The following is a 20,538-nucleotide window of genomic DNA, read 5'->3' on the forward strand; positions in this document are numbered from 1 at the left end:
TCAATAGCGGCGGGCGGGCTAATTGAGCAGCTCCTGATAGTACTGCGCCTTGCCTGCCATACTTGCAGCTTGCTGGGTATTGCCTTGGCGCTTGTTCAGGTCACTCAATTTCAGCCACAAATCCGGGTTATCCGGTTCAATGCGCAAAGCACGTTCGATAGTGGCAGCAGCATCAGCCAGTTTGCCATCGGTCGCTTCCGCATTGGCCTGTTTCAGTAAGGCGCGGGCAGCGGGGGAGGAATCGTATTTTTTCGGCGGGCGTGCAGGTTGCAGTGTTTCTGGCATTATCGCATCCGGCACGACGACGGCTATGTCGCTCGGCATGGTATCCGTTGTATCAGCTTGCGGCGGCGGCGCAACAGGCGGCATAGGCATCGGTCGATTATATGGCACACCGAGGTTGTGAGTAGACGACGTTGACAACGGCGGTCGCACCGGAGATGCCGGTGTCCGGGCATAGGACTGTGGCTGTTGCGGGTAACGCCCATACACGTTGTCCTGCAATACCGACGGGTTAGGGGCGCAAGCTGACAGCAGGCTTGCTGCCAACATCAGCGCCACCCCTTGATAGGGGTAAAAACTTGCCATTTTTTTCATGTCTGTTATTTCTGTTATTGCATCAAATTATCGAGCCAGTTAGCAGGCGCAGCACCGGGGGCAGCCGGGGCAGTACCCGTAGCAGGCACACCACCTTCTGGCGCAACCGTCTCAGGCGGAGCGCAATACGAAGTCTTTTGCGGTTGCGTCCCCTTGATGAACGGAACCCGTGCCGAACTGCCACAACCCGGATTAGCCCGCAAACCACTGGCAGGGTCAATATCCACCCAGACTAGACGCGACGAATTCCCGGCCTGCAATGGTTTGGTCGGCAACACCCGGAACAGGTCTGCCCAAACCTTCAATGCACCTTCGCCACCCGTCATATTGATCGGTTTATTGTCATCACGCCCGACCCAAACCGTCGCTACGTGTTGCCCAGAGAACCCGGCAAACCAGCTATCTTTCTTGTCGTTGGTCGTCCCGGTCTTGCCTGCCACGGATTCCCACGCAGGTAATACTTTGGACAACTCTTTCGCTGTCCCTTCCACCGTAACCTGATGCAATGCATACACCAGCAAGTCCACCGCTTCCGGGCTAGCAACTTGCTGTACGGTCAGTGGGTAACGGGTCAATACGCGCCCTTGCATATTCATGACACTGCGGATGGATTTCAGCGGTGAATAGGAACCACCTGACGCCAGCGTTTGGTACATTTGCTGCACTTGGATGGGTTCCACCTCTATCGCCCCCAGTAGGATAGAGGGGTATTCGGGAATCTTGCTGGTAACACCCAAACCGTGCAGGGTATTGATGACCCTATCCAACCCGGAATCAACCCCCACCCGTACTGCCGGGGTATTACGCGACAAAACCATTGCCTTCAACAGCGGGATGTAACCCATGTTGCGCATGTCGTAGTTACCCGGTTGCCAGTACTTGCGCTTATCCACTTTGACGGTAACGGGGCCGTCACTGATGCGTGACCCCAAGGTGTATTTTTCGCGTTTATGCTCAAAAGCCGTCAGGTAAATCGCCGGTTTGACCAGTGAGCCAATCTGGCGTTGCGCAGTCAGGATATGGTTGTAACCGGCATAGCGCACATCACGGCTACCGACCAAGGCCACCACTTCGCCACCTTGAACACTGCTAATGACCAATGCACCGTTAAGTTTGCCTTTTTTGATGCCGTGGGCGCGTTCAAGTTGGGCAACCCGTTTTTGCAGGATAGCCTCCGATGTCAACTGGGTAATTGGATCCATCGAGGTAAAGATCATCAAGCCAGCGCCCCGAATGTCCTCTTCCTTGTAATCACGTTGCAATTGCTGGCGCACCAAATCCAGATAGGCAGGGAACGGGGTTGCCCCAGATGGGCGATGTTCCGTGACCCCCAATGGGCGTTGGATGGCATCTTGGTATTCAGCTTGGGCAATCGCCCGTTCCTGAAGCATTACGCCCAAAACCAAATTGCGGCGTTCCAAAGCACGGTCAGGGAAACGGCGCGGGTCATAGTAAGCCGCACCTTTCGCCAAGCCAATCAGCAAGGCAATTTGGTCAGATTTCAGCTCATTCGCCTGACGGTCAAAATAGAATTGCGCCGCCAATCCAAAACCGTGGATGGCCCGGTCGCCGTCTTGCCCCAGATAAATTTCATTGAGGTAAGCTTCGAGAATTTCCTGTTTGGAATAATGCAGTTCCAGCAAGAAAGCCATCATCGCTTCCTTGAGTTTACGTTCCCAGCTACGTTCGTTGGTCAGGTAAAAGTTTTTCACCAACTGCTGGGTCAGGGTGCTGCCGCCTTGCACGGTATGCCCCGCCTTGAGGTTAGCAACTACCGCACGGGCAATCGCCATTGGGTTAACCCCTTGGTGCTCATAGAATTTCTTATCTTCTACCGCCAATAAGCCACGGATCAACAGCGGCGAAACTTCCGACTGCTTAACCAATACCCGGTCTTCGTTCTGGCGTGGATAAAAATTACCGATCAATACGGGTTCCAAACGCATCAAATTCAGCGGGCTTTTGCCGTCGGAATAGCGCAAGGAATTGATTTTGCCACCACCAATACTGATTTTTATGCTGCGGGCAGGCTCTTTGTCTTCGGCGAACTGGAAACCACGGGTATTGATCATGAACTGGTCGCCAGTACGCTGGTACTGCCCCGTTTCAGTAGGCTTGTCGGTCTTGCGGTAGCCCAACAGCTTCATTTCCTGTTCGAGATGGTCGGCATACAGTTGCTGGCCTTCGTACATATCCAACGGGCGGGCAAACACCCGTGCGGGTAGCTCCCAGCGTTTACCTTCAAACTGGGTGCGGACTACATCGTCCAGTTGCATGGTATAAACCAGCCCCACCAACACGCCTAAAATAAGCGCAACGAGGAACAGGATACGGGACACCCGACCGAACAGCGCGAGAATAAACCATAACCCTTTGAAGAAACGCTTCCACAGCGCTTCTTGTTGTGTTTCCTGACCGGATTCCTGACTCAAGTTCGTTTCCTGCTATGCTTATATTTTCGGGCCATAACGAGACACTGCATGTCCCTTCATTCATCTGACACTCTGCTGGACTCAATGCGTGACCCCGCATTCTACCCGCATCCAACTGTACATAATATACAAGTAATCCATACCCATATATCGACTGTTTTCCTGACCGGCGAGTTCGCTTACAAGATAAAGAAACCCGTCAATTTTGGATTTCTGGATTTTACACAATTGGCAGACAGGAAACATTTCTGTAATGAAGAATTGCGCCTTAACCGCCGCCTTGCCCCCGCTTTATACCTTGATGTTGCGCCTATTTTATACAAAGACGGGCGTTACCAACTCGGCACACCCAGCACTGCTACATCCGGCGACATTGTTGAATATGCCGTAAAAATGCGTCAGTTCGACCCTCAGCAGCAGTTAGACCTGCTTTTAGCAGCGGGTTCCCTGCCTGTGGATGATATGGACGTACTGGCGCGTAATATCACCCGTTTCCACCAAAACATCGAAATCGCGGCTGAAAACAGCCGCTTCGGCCTGCCTGCCAAGGTTTTGGAACCCATGCAGCAAAACTTTGCGCTGTTGCGCACCCACCTGCATGATCCTGCCATCCTCAAGCGCCTGAGTTTACTGGAAAGCTGGACGCAACAGGAATATTCCCGTGTGCAGGGACGGCTGTTGCAACGCAAGCACGAAGGGCACATCCGCGCTTGCCACGGCGATATGCACCTTGGGAATATAGCTGTGGTGGACGGGGAAATCACCATTTTCGACGGAATTGAGTTCAATGAGGATTTACGCTGGATTGATACCGCCAGCGAAGTCGCTTTCCTCCTGATGGATTTGGCATACCGCCACGCCCCCACTCATGCGCATCGGCTGTTAAACCGTTACCTTGAAACAGGTGGGGATTACGGCTTGTTGACGGTGTTGAACTTTTATAGCGTTTACCGTGCGATGGTGCGTGCAAAAGTGAATGCTTTGCGGCTGGGTCAAAATCCCAGCGATGAAGAACGGGGATTGGCTTTGCAACAATGTACGGATTATCTGACTTTGGCAGAAAAATATACCCACACTGCCCGCCCCGCGCTGTTCATTACCCACGGGCTGAGCGGTTCGGGCAAATCATCGGGATGCCGTGAATTGTGCGACGCACTGGGTTTCATCCAATTGCGTTCGGATGTGGAACGCAAGCGCCTGCTGGATATGCAAGCCACGGAACGCCGCACTGAAGGGCTGGATCAGGGCATTTACAGTGTCGAAATGAGCGCCCGCACTTATGACAGGCTCGAAGAACTGAGCCGCGTGGCCTTACAAAACCACTTTTCGGTAGTGGTGGATGCCACTTTTTTGGATGCTGGGCAACGCCAGCGTTTCCGCCAACTGGCACAGGAACAGGATGCCGCGTTCCTCATCCTGCATTTCAGCGGCACACCCGCACAACTGGAAGCTAATATTTTACGCCGCCAACAAGCCAACACCGATGCCTCGGATGCCGATATTGCTGTGCTGCACAAACAACTGGAACAGTATAAACCGTTGCAGGATGATGAACCTTGTGTAACAGTTCCACCCAATGAATGCTTACCCATCTCAACGCTACAAGCGCACTTGAGTCGCTTAGGAGTAAAAAATGCATCTTAGTCCAGCATCCCTTCGTTTAATCGCGGCACTTGCCCTCGGCCTTTCCACCGCCGTTTTGGCAGATACCAAACTCACTTACACTGACGCTGGCTTCGGCCCGCAAGAACGCAAAACCGTGATCCAAATCCACGGCGACAAAGTGCGCATGGAAGAAGCTGACAGCGGCATTTACACCCTGTACGACAACACCAAAAAAGCGCTGTACACGGTCAATACCAAAACCAAGCAATACATCGAAACCACCCCCGACAAAATGCGTGAACGCATGGGTAAAGTGGTCGAAATGCAGAACAAATTCAAAGAGGAAATGAAGAAGCAAGTCGCTTCCATGCCGGAAGACCAACGCAAAATGGTCGAAGAGCGTATGAAACAGGCTGATGAAGCCCTAAAAGCGCCACCGCCTAGCATGAAGATGGAAAAAACCGAGCGCAAGGAAACCATCCAAGGCATTGCTTGCACGATTTCCACCGTCAAAATGGACGACAAAGCCGTGCGTGATGTCTGCATTGCGGGCGCAGATGCGATGGATACTGCCGACCAAAAAATGCTAGTCACGATGTTTGAGTACATGGATGGTATTACCGTCGAATCCGCCAAGGCACAAGGCGCTACCCCGCCCACCGAAGGCTCTGCCTCCGTACACAAAGACGGCCTTGCCGTGCGCATCCAAGCAGTTCCACAAGGCCCGCGCAGTGAGTTGAGCGCTATCGCAAAAGATGCGTTGAAGGATGCGGATTTCACCGTACCAAGCGATTACGCGGTGTTTGAACCGACGGCTGCGCCACCACCAGCGCCTGCTGCGGCTCCGGCTCCGGCTGAAGCACCAGCAGCGGCTGCACCTGCGCCCGCTCCAACTCCAGCGGCTCCAGCAGCACCTGCCACGAAATAATCCCCCTCCCCGCCCCTTCCCCCGCAAGGGGTGAAGGGAGTAAGAAGCAAGGAATAGGGGGTATTTGCACCCCCTAACTTACCCCTTTTATCATCCCCGCTTATTGCCACAGAATAAGGGTTATCCATGCGCCCCACGCACCTCAGCACCATCCTCGACAAAGAATTCCTCGGCACATTGCAGGGCTACCACACGCCCGTGATGCTATGGGGGCCACCGGGCGTGGGCAAATCGCAAATCGTGGCACAGATCGGGCAGCGCCATAACGTCCCCGTGATTGATGTGCGCCTCTCGCAGATGGAACCCAGCGATTTACGCGGCATCCCCTTCCGTGACCATGAATTGGTGGAATGGGCAATCCCCTCGATGCTGCCCAATGCGGAACGTCACGGGGAACAAGGCATCCTGTTTCTGGATGAAATCACCTCTGCTGTGCCGAGTGTTTCGGCGGCGGCTTACCAACTGATCCTTGACCGCAAGTTGGGGGATTACCGCGTGCCGGAAGGCTGGGCAATTTTCGCGGCAGGCAACCGTCAAGGCGACCGGGGCGTGACTTACACCATGCCCGCACCGCTGGCGAACCGCTTTTCACACTTTGAAGTTGACTTGAATCTGGATGATTGGGTGGCGTGGGCGTACAAAAATGCCATCGACGAACGCATCATCGGTTTCCTGCGCTTCCGCCCGGAACAGTTGTTTAAGTTTGACCCTGCGCACAATCCGGTAGCGTTCCCGACCCCGCGTTCGTGGGAGTTTGCCCACCGTGCGCTGCAAAAGTTTGGGGATTCCCCCGCGCTGTTGTTGGGGACATTGCAAGCCTGCGTTGGCCCGGCTGCTGGGATTGAGTTGAAAGCCTTCGTCGATAGCCTTGACCAAATGCCCGACCTCGACGCGATCCTGCGCGGCGAAGACATCAAAGCCCCCAAGGAAGTGGATTTACAATACGCGGTGGCTTCGGCACTGGTCGGGCGTGCTATCCGCGCCCGTGGCACTGCGGATGCGGCGGAAACTTACGGGCATATCCTCAATTACGCTAAAGCTTTTCCGCTGAAAGAAATGGGCGTGATGCTGGTATCCGACATGCTACGGGCGGTTGGCGATGAGATTTTCGGCATACCGGCGTTTGCACAGTGGGCGCAATCAATTGGCGATATACTGTTGTATGATTAAGGCCAGCAAATCCTCTATAATCACCGCCAATACCCCACAGGCAGTGAAAATGCAGGAGTTTTTGCACAATGCCATTCTCAAACCGTCCGCTAACGGAAACTGCGGATAACCAGACCACCCCATCCACCACCGTGCTTGCCGCGCGTTACGCTTTAGTGCGCTGCATGGCTGAAACGGCTTTGGGCAAAATTTATTGGGCTTGTGACCAACAACAGCCGCAAGCCAATGCCGAAGACTGTAACAACGTACTGGTTTTCACCGTCCTGCCCGCCCTTGCCCAAAACAGTGTTTTTGAACAGGCACTGCGGCAAGTATTACCCGCCTACCAGCAAGACATCCCTTCCCAACCGCACGTTATTGATAACGGTAAGGAAGCCGATGGAACCCGCTGGATGGTGCTGAAAAATATCCGGGGGATGTTGCTGGCAGAACGTCTGCAAGAATTAGATGACCGGGGAATGCCGCAAGACCAAGCGCTGGAAATCCTCCACGGATTATCACAAGCAGTTGGCGACCACCGTCCGCAAGGGGTGTTTGGCTTCCTCGAACCGGGCGCAGTACTTGCCGACGAACACCACGGTTACTGCCTGTTGGGCGCACCCATAGCAACAGCCTTACGCCTTGCCAGCACTGGCATCATTGCCACACCTGACAACCGCCAGACCTTCCATTCCAGTTTCATCAGCCCGGAAGTGGCACTGGGCGACCAACCCGTGTCCAGAGATGACACGTTCTCGCTGGCTTGTATTGCTTATAACCTGCTGCAAGGCCATCCGCCTTTCGGTCAACAAACCACGTTGGAAGCCGCAGTACGCAATTTCGCTCCACCCAGCATCAGCAAATTGAAACCGGATACTTGGGCAGCCCTGCAACAAGGTCTAAGCCTAAAACGTGAGCAACGCCAAGCCGCTCCTCCCGCCTTGCTGACTGGCTTACAAACAAGCCAGCGCCCCCGGATGTTGTTGCCTATTGCGGCATTGAGCCTTGCCAGCGTAGTGGCTTACGCCAGTTACTACCTGTTTTCCAGTTCCGACACCCCGCCAGTTTCCCCGCAGGATGTCCAACTCGTTAACCCCGCACAAACGCCTGCCCTCGAAACTCCCACAGGCATGAGCAACCCTTCATTAGTCGGAGAAACCAGCGCACCTGCGGCACTAGACCAAGAAAGTGTGCAAGCTGCCAGCGCCAGACGTGCAGCCGAAAATGCTGCCCAAGCCGAAGAAACCGCCCGCATTGAATCCCTCAAACGCGAGGCTGAAGCGCAAGCCAATGCGGAACTGGCAGCCGCCGACATCGCCAAAACCGAGGCACAACAACAAACCATTAGCGACTTGCTGAAACGTGCCGAAAGCGCCATGCGCCAAGGCAATTTACTCAGCAGCAACAACAACCGACCGGCTGCTGCCGACCACCTCCGCAAAGTGCTGGCAATCGACCCAGAAAATGTGGCAGCAAAAAAAATGCTGATCCAAATGGTCAATGACCAACACACCGAAGCCGCCAGCTTATTGGAAAACGGGCGTAATGATGAAGCCGCCACCGTGCTAGCCGCCTCTGATAAACTCATTACGGATTTCACCCTCACGGGCAGCTTGCAGCGTCAAGTACAACTGGAAACCCAAGCCGAACGGCCTAACCAAGAACACGGCAAGGCCAGCCAATACATTGAACGCGCCAACCATGCCATTGAATACGGCAACTTAATGCAAGGCGATGACCACAGCGGCAGCGCGGTGGGTTACATCAGCGCCCTGTTTGACGCTTTCCCGGATAACCCAGAAGGCACTAAACTGCTGGAAAAAGTTGTCCGCACCCAGCACGAGCGGGCATCCAGTGCTCTGCGTAAAGGAAATACGGACAATGCCCGCCAACAGCTCAACGACAGCCAGAAGTTAATTGGGCAATACACCTTGGATAATTTGGTTGAGGAACAACTCGACCTTGAAAGGCGCTACCGTGATGTGGGGCTGATGGGCATTGCGCCCGCCGGAACTGACCTTCCTACGGAACCACGGCGCAACATGGACGCAATGCAGCAGGGATCACGGCAAGACCGGAACAAACCAACCGCGCAAGACAGACCTGCCCGCACCCCGCCGACCATTACTGCCAGTAAGCCAGAAACCCCGGCTCCTGCGGTAGAAACACCCGCGCCAGCAGACAACAAAACGACTCCAGCGCCGGAAACAGTGCCGACAGACAAACCTGCCACTCCACCAACGGAAACCATCCCCGCAGATAAACCTGCCGAACCACCGCCGGAAACAACGCCCGCAGACAAACCTGCCGAGCCACCAACGGAAACCATCCCCGCAGACAAACCTGCTACACCGCCAACGGAAACAGCGCCGCCAGAAAAGACCGCGCTCACGCCGTCAGAACCACCGCCTGTGCAAGAAGTCCCCGTTCCCCCGGATGTCCCGGTTACGGAAACCCCACCTGCGACTGGCTCAACGGGCACAACCGAAATGCCGCCTGTGCAGCTTGACACGACACCTGTTCCCCCTCCGCCGGAGGCTGCGAATGTGCCAGTGCCAGAGGTTGACGTTACCGCGCCGACTCCACCACCTGCGGTTACACCGGAGACTGAATTCACCATGCCAACCGCACCGGCGACAGGCAATAGCTTCACACCCGATGTATCTGGTATCACGGAATTGCCACTGGATTTAGGGGCAGAGCCGCCCCCGAAAAAAGAGAAGTTACCTACTGACAAGGAACCCAATTAAGCCGGAATACCACTTGGTTCTGCAAATCTAACGTATCAACAGCGATATAACTGTCTGGCCCATTGGCAATAATGTCGCTTCTGATACGGACATTGAGTTCGCCGCCGCTACAATCCCGGTTAATCTCGCGCGGGTACATATCGTCCCGCTCCAAGTAGTTTGTGCCTCCGGCTGAATTGTAGCGGCTTACCCGCCAAGGCCGCTGACGGGGGCCAACCGCAGAATAAAGGCGGCTTAAACCGCCACGCCCTTTCACATACCCCTGCCATTCTGCGGTCAATCCTGACAAACGCTGACCGGGAGGCACGGAAATAGGCAAGGAAAATTCGCACTGGGTATGCAATGCACCGCTACGCGAGTTACGCCCCGCATCGTACTTACCAAACAACACACTGATGGTTTCGGTATTTTCCCCAGCAACCACGACTGAGCCTTGCTCACAACCCGCACCGGAAAATGCACCGATGCGCTTGAACATCGCCCGACGGTTCGCTTCTGCCGTTTGGGTAGCCAGTAAAATCACCAGACTCACTGATAACACGGTAGCAATACGGCTTTTCATAAGCACCCTTCCCAATTCATCAACACAAGCCCTTACCCTAGCAGCTTAGCGGCAAGGACGCACCGCAATACGCAGCGTCATTTTATCGACGCTAATTTTGCTGGCACTGCTTGCCGCCATGACGCTACTATTGAGCCTTACGTTTACAGAACCCACGCCGCAAGCTGACCATGCACCATTACCGGCATCATTCTGGGAAAAACGCTTGCCGCGTACAGAAGTAAGATTGCTGCTTAACGACGCACCAACGGGGTTCATTGACGTGCCGTAGCTCCTGATAAGCTTACCACTGCCTTTGACTGAACCTTTGAAATTTGCCGACAACGACACCTGATAGCCTCTTGGCACAGTAACGGGAATTGCCACATTGCAGGCTGAGCGCCGTAGTGCATATCCTGCACCTGCATTGAAACGCCTAAGATTCAGCGTCTTGATAGAACCTGAGCCACTGATGGAATCTCCCATGCCACAGCCCGTCCCCATGTAACTTACCTCGCCAATGGAAACGCTCGGTGCTGCGTGTGCATTTTGTGAAAACGCCAAAGCCAGTACGATAGGAATGCCAAATAACATCCCCACTCCCACACGCGATAGGCGATTACTTACTGCGGTATCCATAACACCATCCTCCCTGACAAAATCCCCTCCGCCCAGTTCAGGCAGAGGGGATTGGCAAAATGATTAGTGGCAAGGAGCCCAGCTCAGGTGGAAGACCACGCGGTTATTCATATCGACCGTATCCACCGCAACATAGCTGTTTGAACCAATGGCTTGGACGCTGGAGTTAATACGGAGGTTGAAATCACCACCACCGCAACCAGAAACGGCTGTTGAATGCATCAAACCGTCTTGCGCTTGCCAGTTAGCACCGCCGGGAGCGTTCAATGGCTTAATTTTAGCAGGAATAGCGTTGGGGTTTTGTGATGTGCCGTAAGAACGGGTGAATCTCCCCTGCCCCTGTGCGAAACCCTGCCAATCGGCGGTCATCACGGACAACTGCCAACCTTGCGGCACATGCACTGGCACGGCAAAGTTACAGGCGGAACGGATTAAACCACTGACTGCATTTTTACCTGCATCATAACGTCCAAACAAAATGGACATGGATGACGTATTCTGCCCTGACACCATGATTGAACCCGGATCGCAGCCCGTACCATTAAAATTGATAGGGGATTTGAAGAACACTGGATCAGCCGCTTGGGCACTCTGGGATACCGCCAACACAAGCAACGCACTGGTCAGTGCAATTTTGAAAGTTTTCATAACGTCTACTCCTTTACGATCATTAACTGAGGTCTTACTCCCTAGAAAACCAGCCTCTCGCTAACTTTCTATGTGAACCAGTGTAAGCCTCTGCCGCCCCCCATTCCGTGATCTATTCACCTTTTCCCCGTGACGTTCTGCCCCCTTAAAATTTCACCGGATACACATCCCACCTGCCGGTCATCGTTTTGCCGCGCACCGCGTTAGTCACTTGTGGGAGCAATGAGTGAGGAAGCGTTATGCAAGTGGATTGCAACGGCGAACTGTTACGCCGCGTAATTGCCGACCTCCAGCGACAAGCGCATTGGGCAGGTATCATCCCCTACCTCGAACAACACGCTGATGGCTTGTTGGCGAAACGGCAAAAATCCCCTGCCACTTACGCCAAAAACAAGCGCTGGCTACTGAACACCGAACGCCTGACAATTGCGCAAATTTTGGTATTCCGCGAATTGGCAGGAAAAGCGGCGATGTCGCAAGGCGAATTTACCCGCCTACTGGGAGGCAACCCGCACCGTGAAGGCATTTCGCGGGTAGAGCAACAAGAAATTTTGCGCCTGAACCAATACTGGGCAAACCAGATACGCAATAACATACGCCCGCTGATGGCAGATTATTTCGGCCTGATGCTGGTGGAATGGGAAAGTGCGGATAAACCGGGCACGGGCGAATATTCGATCCGCGCCAGTGGGCTGCTGTTAGGCTTTTTTAGCGAAAAGCTCTACGCTTGAGTCTGTTGATGAAAACCAAACCTGTGGGTATACCGATGAAACCGAGTAAAACCGTCCTTTTCACTGGCTTGTTGCTCGCATGGCTGGGCAGTCAAACAAGCTACGCCGTCGACTCCCAAGCACTGGGGGACGCACTGACCAGACCCAAACCCAAGAAAACCAATAGCACGACGCAATCGGCAGCGCCACGTCCGTCAACAACGGCAGGCAATCCGCGCCCGCCGCCTAGCGGTGGCGGCAAATAAAGGCGGAAACGGGGCGTCCGTCAGCGAGGTATTCCACGGCATCCAACAGGATTTCTGCCCCAGCGAATACCCCCGCCAGTTCCCCCGGTTTCAGTAAGAAATTGGGGTTACGCGGGCTACCAAACTGTTCCGCACCTTGCATGAAGGTCTGGTAAATGAGGATGCCGCCCGGTTTGAGGATACGCTTTATCCACGGAAATAGAGGACGGTGCAGGTAACGTGCCACGCAAATGAGGTCGAATTGCCCCACAGCAAACTCAGCAAACGGGTCTTGCCCCGTTTCCAGATCGCGTTGCAGGGTAACGATGTTGACTTGTTGGCTAGCCGCCAGTTGTTGCGCCCGTTGCAATGCGCCGGGGATATAATCCATGCCAGTCATTTGCCAGCGATGTAGCGCAAGGTACACCATGTCGCGCCCTGCCCCACAGCCGATGTCCAACCCCGTACCGGGAACAATGCCGTAAGTGGGCATGAATTCCGCCACGAAGCGGGCAATCAAGGGCGCGGGTTGCCACAAGCGTTGCGAGTGTGCGCCGGTTTCCAGTAAATCAGCCGCTTGCAAACAAGTACTCAATTCTGATGTCCAGTGGATTTGCTGCGCCACCTGATAGCCTTTACTTGCCAGAAAATCGTAGGCTTGCGGCAAACTGTCCGCATCACCGCACACCGCCAGCGGCTCACTGTTTTTTGGCAATTCGTTCATACGTTGCGCCAATTCAGCAGCGGGGATGGAACACGCACCCTTAATATGCCCTTGGCAGAATGCGCCAAACTCGCGGCAGTCAACTAAAGGCAGTGTAGCAGGCGGCGGGGACGCACCATTACCCACCTGCACTTTGGCTCCCAGACAATTCTGCCTTTTTCGTATCCAGCCATTGGTTCACATCATCATCCAACGTCACGAATGCCCGCACGGATTGTATACGGTTGGCAAAAAATTCACCAAAACCATTGTCTTTATCCGACTCGCGTGCTTTTTGGAACATGGCATCCGCCTGCGTAAAATCCTTGTTCATGGCGTAATCAATGCTGAGCGCGTGATAAATCAAAGTACGCTGCTTGTCTGCACCGGATTCCTGAATAAATTTCTTAATCGTTTCTTTGTCGCCCTTGGCAATGGGCATGTAGTTGTACATCCACAAACTGTTGGAGGTGAGGAACCTTTCAAGCCCCGGCTCCTTGCTCTCCAATTGTTCGAGCAACTGTTTGCGGTAAAACAATGCGGTTTGCGCATCCCCGAGATACCAAGAAGCATCAGCCAAGCCATATACAGTGAAAAATTTAGGTGAAATTTTGATGGCATTATCGAATTGCTTCTTAGCATTATCAAATTCGCCGCCCCCCAAATAAGCATAACCCAAATTACTGCTTGCCAACTCATTATCCGGGTCAATCGCCAATGCCTTTTTGAAATGCCCAATCGCTGCTTGAAAATCCCCTTCCTGCTGGACTAAGTACCCCATTGCCACATAATTCCATGAATAATTAGGGTTTTGCTGCATGGATTTTTCAAACCATTTTTTCGCTTCAACAAGGTCACGCCGGTCGACATAGAAATTAGCCCGCAAATGGGACAGCAAGTAATCATCCGGGAAATTCTTCAGCATGTAATTGAGCTTGGCATTAACCACTTCCGGCACATAATACTTTTCGTCTTTGGTGGGTTGGAACACCTGCGCCTTGGCAATACCGTAAGCGGCTGCCATATTGTTTTTATCAATCTCCAGCGCACTCTGGTATTCTTCTTCCGCCGCTTGCCATTCCTGTTTACCTATCATTTCATCGCCCATTTCACGGTGAAACTCGGACAAGTTATTGGTGTCGGAAATGCTGCGGTAGTCGGCAAAGTAATCAATATTGAAGGCGAATTTCACATAAACTGCCAACAACACCGCACCCAATAAGGAAAGCAAAGGCCAGTAAGAGAGGGTAAACTTGGCAGCGTGTTTAACCTTTTCAGCAGGCTTTAGCGTTGTTGGCGCAACCTCCCCCTTGAGGGTGAAAAGTTCCTCTTCCAACTTTTTAATGCGTGCGGTAACTTCATTTTGGCTCATACCCGACCTCTACAGACCACCTGAAACCACGTAGTGTAGGCGAAGGCCAGCATAAATTCACACGAATGCCGACGTACTGCGGGCAATTGCCAGTTCTTCGTTGGTTGGGATCACCAGCAATTTCACTGGCGAGCTTTCCTGTTGGAAGGCTAAAATGCCATTGCGCGGGCTGTTATTGCGGCTAGCATCGAACTGGATACCCAAGCCTTGCAGGTTTGCACACACCAGTTCGCGGATACGTGCCGAATGTTCGCCAATCCCGCCAGTAAACACAATGGCATCAACCTGCCCCAGCACCGCGAAATACGCGCCGAGATACTTTTTCACCCGGTAAGCAAACAACGCTTCCGCCAATTGCGCCTCGGTATCACCCGCATCGGCACGATTTTGCACTTCGCGCATGTCCCCCGCCCCGCACAGCCCTTTAAGGCCGCTTTGCTTATTGAGCAAGCGTTCGAGGTCTTCCGGCGACATTCCCATCGAACGTTGCAGGTAGAAGTGCAGCGCCGGATCAATGTCACCGCAGCGTGTCCCCATCACCAAGCCTTCCAGCGGGGTCATGCCCATTGAAGTATCCACACTTTTGCCCCCGGCAATCGCGGTAGCACTGCAACCATTCCCCAAATGCAGGGTAATCAGGTTGAGGCAGGACAACTCGCGTTGCAAATAATCGGCAGCTTGGCGAGCCACATACTGGTGCGACGTGCCATGAAAGCCGTAACGCCGCACCCGATAGTCGTGGTACAGCGCCGTTGGCAGCGCATAACGGAACGCCACTGGCGGCATGGTCTGGTGGAACGCAGTATCGAACACCGCCACTTGCGGGATGCCGGGGAACAGGCTTTGCGCCACTTCAATGCCTTCCAGATTCGCCGGATTGTGCAGCGGCGCTAAGGAAATCATGTCACGGATCGCGGCAACCACATCCGTATCAATCAGCACTGGTTCTTTGAAGTGCTCACCGCCATGCACCACCCGATGCCCAATCGCATCAATGCCGGTAATGCCCGCCGCCTGCAAATGCCGGATAATCTGTTCCAGCGCATCGTGATGGGAGGCCATGTCACTGCCCACCTCACCAATGCGGTCAACCAGCCCGCCCACCAGCACCTGCTGGTTTTCCATGCCGAACACTTGGTATTTGATCGACGAACTGCCTGCGTTCAGCACCAGTATTTTCATGCCCCAGCCTCCTGCTGCGCTTGGATGGCGGTAATCACCACGGTATTCACGATGTCCGTCACTGTACAACCCCGGCTCAAGTCATTCACAGGCTTGTTCAAACCCTGCAATACCGGGCCAATCGCCACCGCATTGGCAGAGCGTTGCACCGCCTTGTAAGTGTTATTGCCGGTATTGAGGTCAGGGAAAATAAACACCGTCGCTTTACCCGCCACTTCACTGTCGGGCATTTTGGAATGGGCAACTTCCGCATCCACTGCCGCGTCATATTGGATCGGGCCATCCAGTTTCAGGTCAGGACGGCGGGCGTGGGCAAGCTGCACCGCAGTACGCACTTTTTCCACATCATCGCCCTTACCGGATTCGCCGGAGGAATAGGACAGCAGCGCAGTGCGCGGCTCAATCCCAAACATCCGTGCAGTGTCGGAAGAAGTCACGGCAATATCCGCCAATTGTTCCGCCGTCGGATTGGGATTAACCGCGCAATCGCCGTACACCAGCACGCGGTCTTCGAGGCACATGAAGAACACGCTGGAAACCAAGCAACAGCCCGGTTTGGTCTTGATGATTTCAAACGCAGGGCGGATGGTGTGCTGGGTAGTATGGATCGCGCCGGAAACCATGCCGTCCGCGTAACCCATCTGCACCATCATTGTGCCGAAATAACTGACATCCACCATCGTGTCGCACGCGGAAGCCAACGTCACATTCTTATGCTTGCGCAATTCGTAGTAGATTTCGGCGAATTCCTGCCGCCACGGGGATTTGCGCGGTTCAATGATGTCCACATTGCGCAATTTCAGCCCCAAATGCGCGGCTCTGGCACGCACTTCGTCCTCAACACCCAGCAGGCTGATTTTCACCACGCCACGCAAGGCAAGGATTTCCGCTGCCCGTAACACGCGCTCGTCATTGCTTTCCGGCAACACAATGTGTTTGCGCTGGGCTTTGGCACGCTGGATCAATTCGTATTCAAACATCAGCGGAGTCATGCGCTGCCCGATGTTCTGGATGATCAACTGGCGTAACTGGTGCATATCCACGCAGGATTCCATCAGCCCCAAAGCCACGGCAATCTTGCGCTCGTCAGAAGGCAGGATGCTGCTTTCCACCTCATTCACTTTCAGCGCGGTGGTGAAGGTGTCCCACGGCGACGACAGGATCGGCAAACGTTGGGACTTCATCCCCGCCAGCAGTTTGCTGACTTCCGGCGCGGGGTGTTGCCCGCCCGTGAGGACGATGCCCGCAATCATCGGGTAATTGCCGGAAGCATCCGCAGCCAAACAGCCCAAAATGATGTCGGAACGGTCGCCGGGAGTAATGACCAGACTGCAACTTTCCAAATAGCCAAGGAAATCTTGTACTTGCATCGCCGCCACTTTATAGCGGGAAACTTCGTGGCTCATCGACTGGCGGGTTCCGTGCAGGCATTCAAAATGCAGTTCGCGGGCAATTTCACCCACGGTCGGGCGTTCCAGCGAATGTTTTTCCGGCAGGATATAAAACGGGAAGCGCGAACCTTGCAGCAATTCACCCAGCTTTTCGACCTCTTCCTGCGGCACGCGGTTGGCGAAAGCTGCCAGCAATTCGCAGTGCTGCCCGGCTGCCAGATGGTCTTCCAGCATCCGCATGGCGTCGGCAATTTCACCGGCAGTGCGCCCGTGACCTTTGACCACTGGCATGAACAGGCAGCCGAAGTGGTTGGCGAGGGAAGCGTTGAAATCCAGTTCCAGCGCTGAACTTGCCCCGGTGAAGTCGGTTCCGGCACAGACCACGATGTCCATGCGCTCCTGCAAGGCTTTGAACTTGGACAGTATCAGCTTGAGCAAGTCTTCGTGTTTGCCCTCCGCTACCATCTTGCGGGCGGTTTCTTGCGTGCAGCCGTACAACTCGCTGCCTGTCGCGCCCAGATCGTAACGTTTTGAAATCAAATGGATAAGCGGGTCACGCCCGTTGTTTTCGAGAATGACCGGACGGAAAAACCCAACTTTCGGCGTCATTGCCCGCAGCATTTCCATCATGCCCAACACGATCAATGACTTACCGCTGCGGGGTTCTGCCCCGGCGATGTAGATACTGTGAAACACGCAATATACCCTTGTGCAAATAGTGGGATGCACTGTTGTTGTTATCTCTATTTTATTGAAAATCCACCCAGCGTTTTGTGCATCGCAGCATCCATCATAATCAATCTGCGGGTATCTGCCAATGGGGTTTTATGAAGGAGTTGTTAAGCGGTGCAGTTCTGCGGCAAGTTTAAGCTCTGGCGCGTCGGTACGGATAGTTTTCACGAACAACGGTACACGGTAGAACCAGCGACCTTCTTTGCGCCCGATGATGAAGGCCAGCTCCAGCCGCGCCAAGGTGCGGTCGAGTTCGCCCGTGTCGACTTGCAGCCCTAATTCCTGCGCCCGTTGAATCAATTCACCCGTGCTGAAACTGTCTTGCCCGATGGTGGCGTAAACCACCAAGCGGTCATATTGCTGTTCGCGTTCGGTGTTGCCGATCACCCAGCCGGAGAAGCGCCCTTCCATTTCGCGGCTGTGCAAAGCACTGTGTACGTCCCCGGCTTCGATCACGCGGCTTTGCAGCGGCAGGTTTTGCACCAGATATTGGCAAGCAATGGCAATCAGGTTGGCGCGTTGCCCGCAATCTGCCAGCAGGGTTTCCACAATCGCGGTGTTGGCGTAGTGGATATTCATGGTCGCCATTGGCACGGTCGCCAACTGGCGGCAGGCTTCGGGTTCGAGTGCGCCGACTTCCAGCACTTCGCCGAAATTGCGGATGGGCGATTGGTAGTCGAGTACCGCGTGTTGGTACAACTGCCAGAATCCGGCGAGAATGAAGGTGCAACCGCCCTGTTCGCTGAGGCGACGGAACACGCGCAGGATCGGGTAATTGCTGGCGCGTTCGTGCTGGATGAAGTCGTCGGCTTCGTCGATCAGGAACACGAAACGTTGTCCACGCTGGCGTTGCAGGGTTTCCAGACCTGCTGCCAAGGTTTCGGGGTCTTTAGTAGTGGGTAATTCCAACGCAGCGGCGATACGCGGGATGAGGATTTCGTTGGAAAGCGACAGGTAGTGGCAAGCGACGTGCGGGTTGTCGGCGTAGCGGCGTTGCAGGGCTTTGAGCAGGGTGGATTTACCCATTTGCCGCCCACCGACCAGCAGGTAATTCGCCGGGTCGCGGTTGATGATTTGCGCGATCAGTTCGCGCCGCCCGAAGAACACGCTTTCCTTGTTCACACCACCGCCGATTTGGTAGGGAGAAATTTGCTGCAAGGCTAACTGTCCGGCAAGTAGGGTTGCCAGCGCCTGTTCGGGCTGGGGGTCGAGCAACAGGCGGGTGAGTTCTGCACCTTGTGGGGCTACCCATTTGTTGGAACGGTCAGCGGTGGTGGTGTAGAGCTTGCGCTGATATTCGCTGCTGTTGCCGATCAGCAGGGTGATGCGGCCTTCGGTTTGTGGCAGGTTTTTCAGGTGCGTGAAGGCATCTTCGGCGGCGATGGTGTCGGGGAAGAACAGGAAGAAGCGGTCTACGTTTAGGGGGAAGGTGGGGGGTAAGACCAAGGAGAAAATCTCCCCAGTAGGAAGACCCTCACCCCCAGCCCCTCTCCCGGAGGTAGAGGGGAGAAGAGTTGCGCCCAAGCGTTGTGCTAACACAGTCGCTTTTTCGGCTGGGGCGAGTTGGTGGAAGCCAATGGCGGTTTGCAGGGTTTGCTGGCTGACTGCGGCGTCGGATAGCACTTTGTCCAGACGGCGGGTTTGGGTCAGGCGGGTGCGGGCTTCGGGCAGTTGTTCGGGTGGCAGGCGCAGCAGGGCTTGCGGGGTTTCACCGAGTTCCAGCACTAGCGGGTGGCGGTAGCGGCGGAAGTAGAAAGCGGTGAAGCCGAGCAGCATCAATGCAGTTGCAGTCAAAACCGCTTGCAGCACCGGGGACATGGCGTTGATTTCTAGCGGCATCCGCCATTGGGTATAGAGCGGTGGCTGCATCGGGCGGATTTCCAGTTGCAGTTTTTGCGCTAGGTCGAAACCTTTAGGGAGCGTGAAGGCAATCGAGGCAGCGGCTTGGGGGGCAATGGAATCCAATGACTGGCGCGGTAAATCGAGTTTGCCTGCCGGGTCGGTCAGGTAAAAATCGGTTTTGGGCAAGGCGGCAGTACCTTGGTTTTCCAGACTGATGTTCAGAGTGTTGTTTTCGCTGCTGAAGTCGCTACTGGTCACTTGCACGTCGGAGGTTTGCAGGTTGGCGGTGAGTATCACGGTTTTGGTTTCGCCGCCAGAGACTTCAACGGTGATGGGGACTTGGTATTCACCGGATTTAACGGGCTGCGGGGTGGTGGCAAGCAGACGCGCTGCGAGTTGGATGGTTGCTCCCGGCGGAATCAGCGAAGTACTGGAGTAAATGGCTTCAGTTTGTGGGTAAGTTGGCAGGTATTCAGCGGGAATCACTTTGATGCTGCCATCTTCGCTGCTGGTTTCGACAATGCGTGGGCGGTGAATGGGCTGATCGCTGGTGTTGGTCAGTTTGAGGGTAAAGATTCCGCTGCTCCCGGACGCAAAAGCCACGGCTTGTTGCTCCAAACCTAAGGTTAACGATGCAGCACTACTGCTGGGCGCAGGCAGGTATTGCCATTGATGGCTGCTGTAGTCACCTTCCTTGTCCAGCACTTTTCCTGTGGATTTGTAATCCTTGCCTGTTTCTTGTTCTTTAATCGGGTATTTGCCTTCGGCAAGCAATCTCCCCGTGCGCAACAAGCTACCATTGTCAGCACGTAACACCTTGCCGTCAGACCATAGGCTTGCCCATACCCCCCGCACACTAGCAAGCATCACCTTGGCAAGCCCACCTGTGTTCACATCCCACAGCTTGACCGTGCCGTCATCCGAGCCGGAGGCCAGTTGCCCCCCCCCGTCAAACGCCACTGAATTCACGCCACTTTGCGCTTGCAGGGTCTGTTTGAGTTCGCCGCTTTTCACATCCCACAGCTTGACCGTGCCGTCATCCGAGCCGGAGGCCAGTTGCCCCCCCCCGTCA

The 20,538-nt window shown here is 54.6% G+C and carries 16 protein-coding genes; 6 read left to right on the forward strand and 10 right to left on the reverse strand.

Annotated features, from left to right (window positions below; genetic code table 11):
- Window positions 1–18: 18 nt before the first annotated feature.
- Together PHE17_RS14825 and mrcB are read right to left on the reverse strand one after the other, a co-directional pair.
- Window positions 19–597 carry a tetratricopeptide repeat protein gene (locus tag PHE17_RS14825; RefSeq protein ID WP_301016673.1) on the reverse strand — a complete coding sequence of 193 codons (579 nt, stop codon included), beginning with the start codon at window positions 595–597 and terminating at the stop codon, window positions 19–21.
- A 14-nt stretch (window positions 598–611) separates the two neighbouring features.
- Window positions 612–3,029, reverse strand: coding sequence for a penicillin-binding protein 1B (gene mrcB, locus PHE17_RS14830; protein WP_301016674.1), 2,418 nt, complete (start codon window positions 3,027–3,029; stop codon window positions 612–614).
- Window positions 3,030–3,077: 48 nt separating this feature from the next.
- Here mrcB and PHE17_RS14835 point away from each other — a divergent pair, with 48 nt between their 5' ends.
- The 4 genes from PHE17_RS14835 (at window position 3,078) to PHE17_RS14850 (ending at window position 9,461) form a co-directional block, all read left to right on the forward strand.
- A complete protein-coding gene (locus PHE17_RS14835) occupies window positions 3,078–4,673 on the forward strand; it encodes a bifunctional aminoglycoside phosphotransferase/ATP-binding protein (RefSeq protein ID WP_301016675.1) in 1,596 nt (531 codons plus the stop codon).
- Window positions 4,663–5,562, forward strand: coding sequence for a DUF4412 domain-containing protein (locus PHE17_RS14840; RefSeq protein ID WP_301016676.1), 900 nt, complete (start codon window positions 4,663–4,665; stop codon window positions 5,560–5,562). Before PHE17_RS14835 ends, PHE17_RS14840 begins: the two co-directional genes overlap by 11 nt.
- Window positions 5,563–5,688: 126 nt before the next feature.
- Window positions 5,689–6,732, forward strand: coding sequence for an AAA family ATPase (locus tag PHE17_RS14845; protein ID WP_301016677.1), 1,044 nt, complete (start codon window positions 5,689–5,691; stop codon window positions 6,730–6,732).
- A gap of 68 nt (window positions 6,733–6,800) precedes the next feature.
- Window positions 6,801–9,461 carry a hypothetical protein gene (locus tag PHE17_RS14850; RefSeq protein ID WP_301016678.1) on the forward strand — a complete coding sequence of 887 codons (2,661 nt, stop codon included), beginning with the start codon at window positions 6,801–6,803 and terminating at the stop codon, window positions 9,459–9,461.
- On the opposite strand, the gene PHE17_RS14855 is transcribed toward PHE17_RS14850, so the two are convergent.
- The 3 genes from PHE17_RS14855 to PHE17_RS14865 all read right to left on the reverse strand — a co-directional run bounded on the left by PHE17_RS14855 (window position 9,439) and on the right by PHE17_RS14865 (window position 11,289).
- Window positions 9,439–10,023, reverse strand: coding sequence for a DUF4360 domain-containing protein (locus tag PHE17_RS14855; protein ID WP_301016679.1), 585 nt, complete (start codon window positions 10,021–10,023; stop codon window positions 9,439–9,441). The genes PHE17_RS14850 and PHE17_RS14855 overlap by 23 nt on opposite strands.
- Before the next feature lie 45 nt (window positions 10,024–10,068).
- Window positions 10,069–10,641: a DUF4360 domain-containing protein gene (locus PHE17_RS14860; RefSeq protein ID WP_301016680.1), complete on the reverse strand. Its 573-nt coding sequence runs from the start codon at window positions 10,639–10,641 to the stop codon at window positions 10,069–10,071.
- Between the two features lie 63 nt (window positions 10,642–10,704).
- A complete protein-coding gene (locus PHE17_RS14865; RefSeq protein ID WP_301016681.1) occupies window positions 10,705–11,289 on the reverse strand; it encodes a DUF4360 domain-containing protein in 585 nt (194 codons plus the stop codon).
- Window positions 11,290–11,528: 239 nt separating this feature from the next.
- Here PHE17_RS14865 and PHE17_RS14870 point away from each other — a divergent pair, with 239 nt between their 5' ends.
- Window positions 11,529–12,020, forward strand: coding sequence for a hypothetical protein (locus tag PHE17_RS14870; protein ID WP_301016682.1), 492 nt, complete (start codon window positions 11,529–11,531; stop codon window positions 12,018–12,020).
- Between the two features lie 8 nt (window positions 12,021–12,028).
- The gene (locus PHE17_RS14875; protein WP_301016683.1) at window positions 12,029–12,265 is read left to right on the forward strand and encodes a hypothetical protein; all 237 of its coding nucleotides are present in this window, start codon (window positions 12,029–12,031) and stop codon (window positions 12,263–12,265) included.
- On the opposite strand, the gene PHE17_RS14880 is transcribed toward PHE17_RS14875, so the two are convergent.
- The 5 genes from PHE17_RS14880 to PHE17_RS14900 all read right to left on the reverse strand — a co-directional run.
- Window positions 12,246–13,100 carry a methyltransferase domain-containing protein gene (locus PHE17_RS14880; RefSeq protein ID WP_301016684.1) on the reverse strand — a complete coding sequence of 285 codons (855 nt, stop codon included), beginning with the start codon at window positions 13,098–13,100 and terminating at the stop codon, window positions 12,246–12,248. The two genes, PHE17_RS14875 and PHE17_RS14880, sit on opposite strands and share 20 nt — an antisense overlap.
- Window positions 13,087–14,319 carry a tetratricopeptide repeat protein gene (locus PHE17_RS14885; RefSeq protein ID WP_301016685.1) on the reverse strand — a complete coding sequence of 411 codons (1,233 nt, stop codon included), beginning with the start codon at window positions 14,317–14,319 and terminating at the stop codon, window positions 13,087–13,089. The genes PHE17_RS14880 and PHE17_RS14885 overlap by 14 nt, the downstream gene beginning before the upstream one ends.
- Before the next feature lie 57 nt (window positions 14,320–14,376).
- On the reverse strand, window positions 14,377–15,501 hold the full coding sequence (locus tag PHE17_RS14890; RefSeq protein ID WP_301016686.1) for an acetate kinase: 1,125 nt from the start codon (window positions 15,499–15,501) through the stop codon (window positions 14,377–14,379).
- The gene (pta, locus tag PHE17_RS14895) at window positions 15,498–17,588 is read right to left on the reverse strand and encodes a phosphate acetyltransferase (protein ID WP_301016687.1); all 2,091 of its coding nucleotides are present in this window, start codon (window positions 17,586–17,588) and stop codon (window positions 15,498–15,500) included. Before pta ends, PHE17_RS14890 begins: the two co-directional genes overlap by 4 nt.
- A gap of 129 nt (window positions 17,589–17,717) precedes the next feature.
- Window positions 17,718–20,538 (reverse strand): AAA family ATPase (locus tag PHE17_RS14900; RefSeq protein ID WP_301016688.1); only part of this gene is annotated, 2,821 nt, incomplete at its 5' end.

Origin of the sequence: Thiothrix sp. (genome assembly GCF_028714775.1) — a bacterium.
GTDB lineage: Bacteria > Pseudomonadota > Gammaproteobacteria > Thiotrichales > Thiotrichaceae > Thiothrix.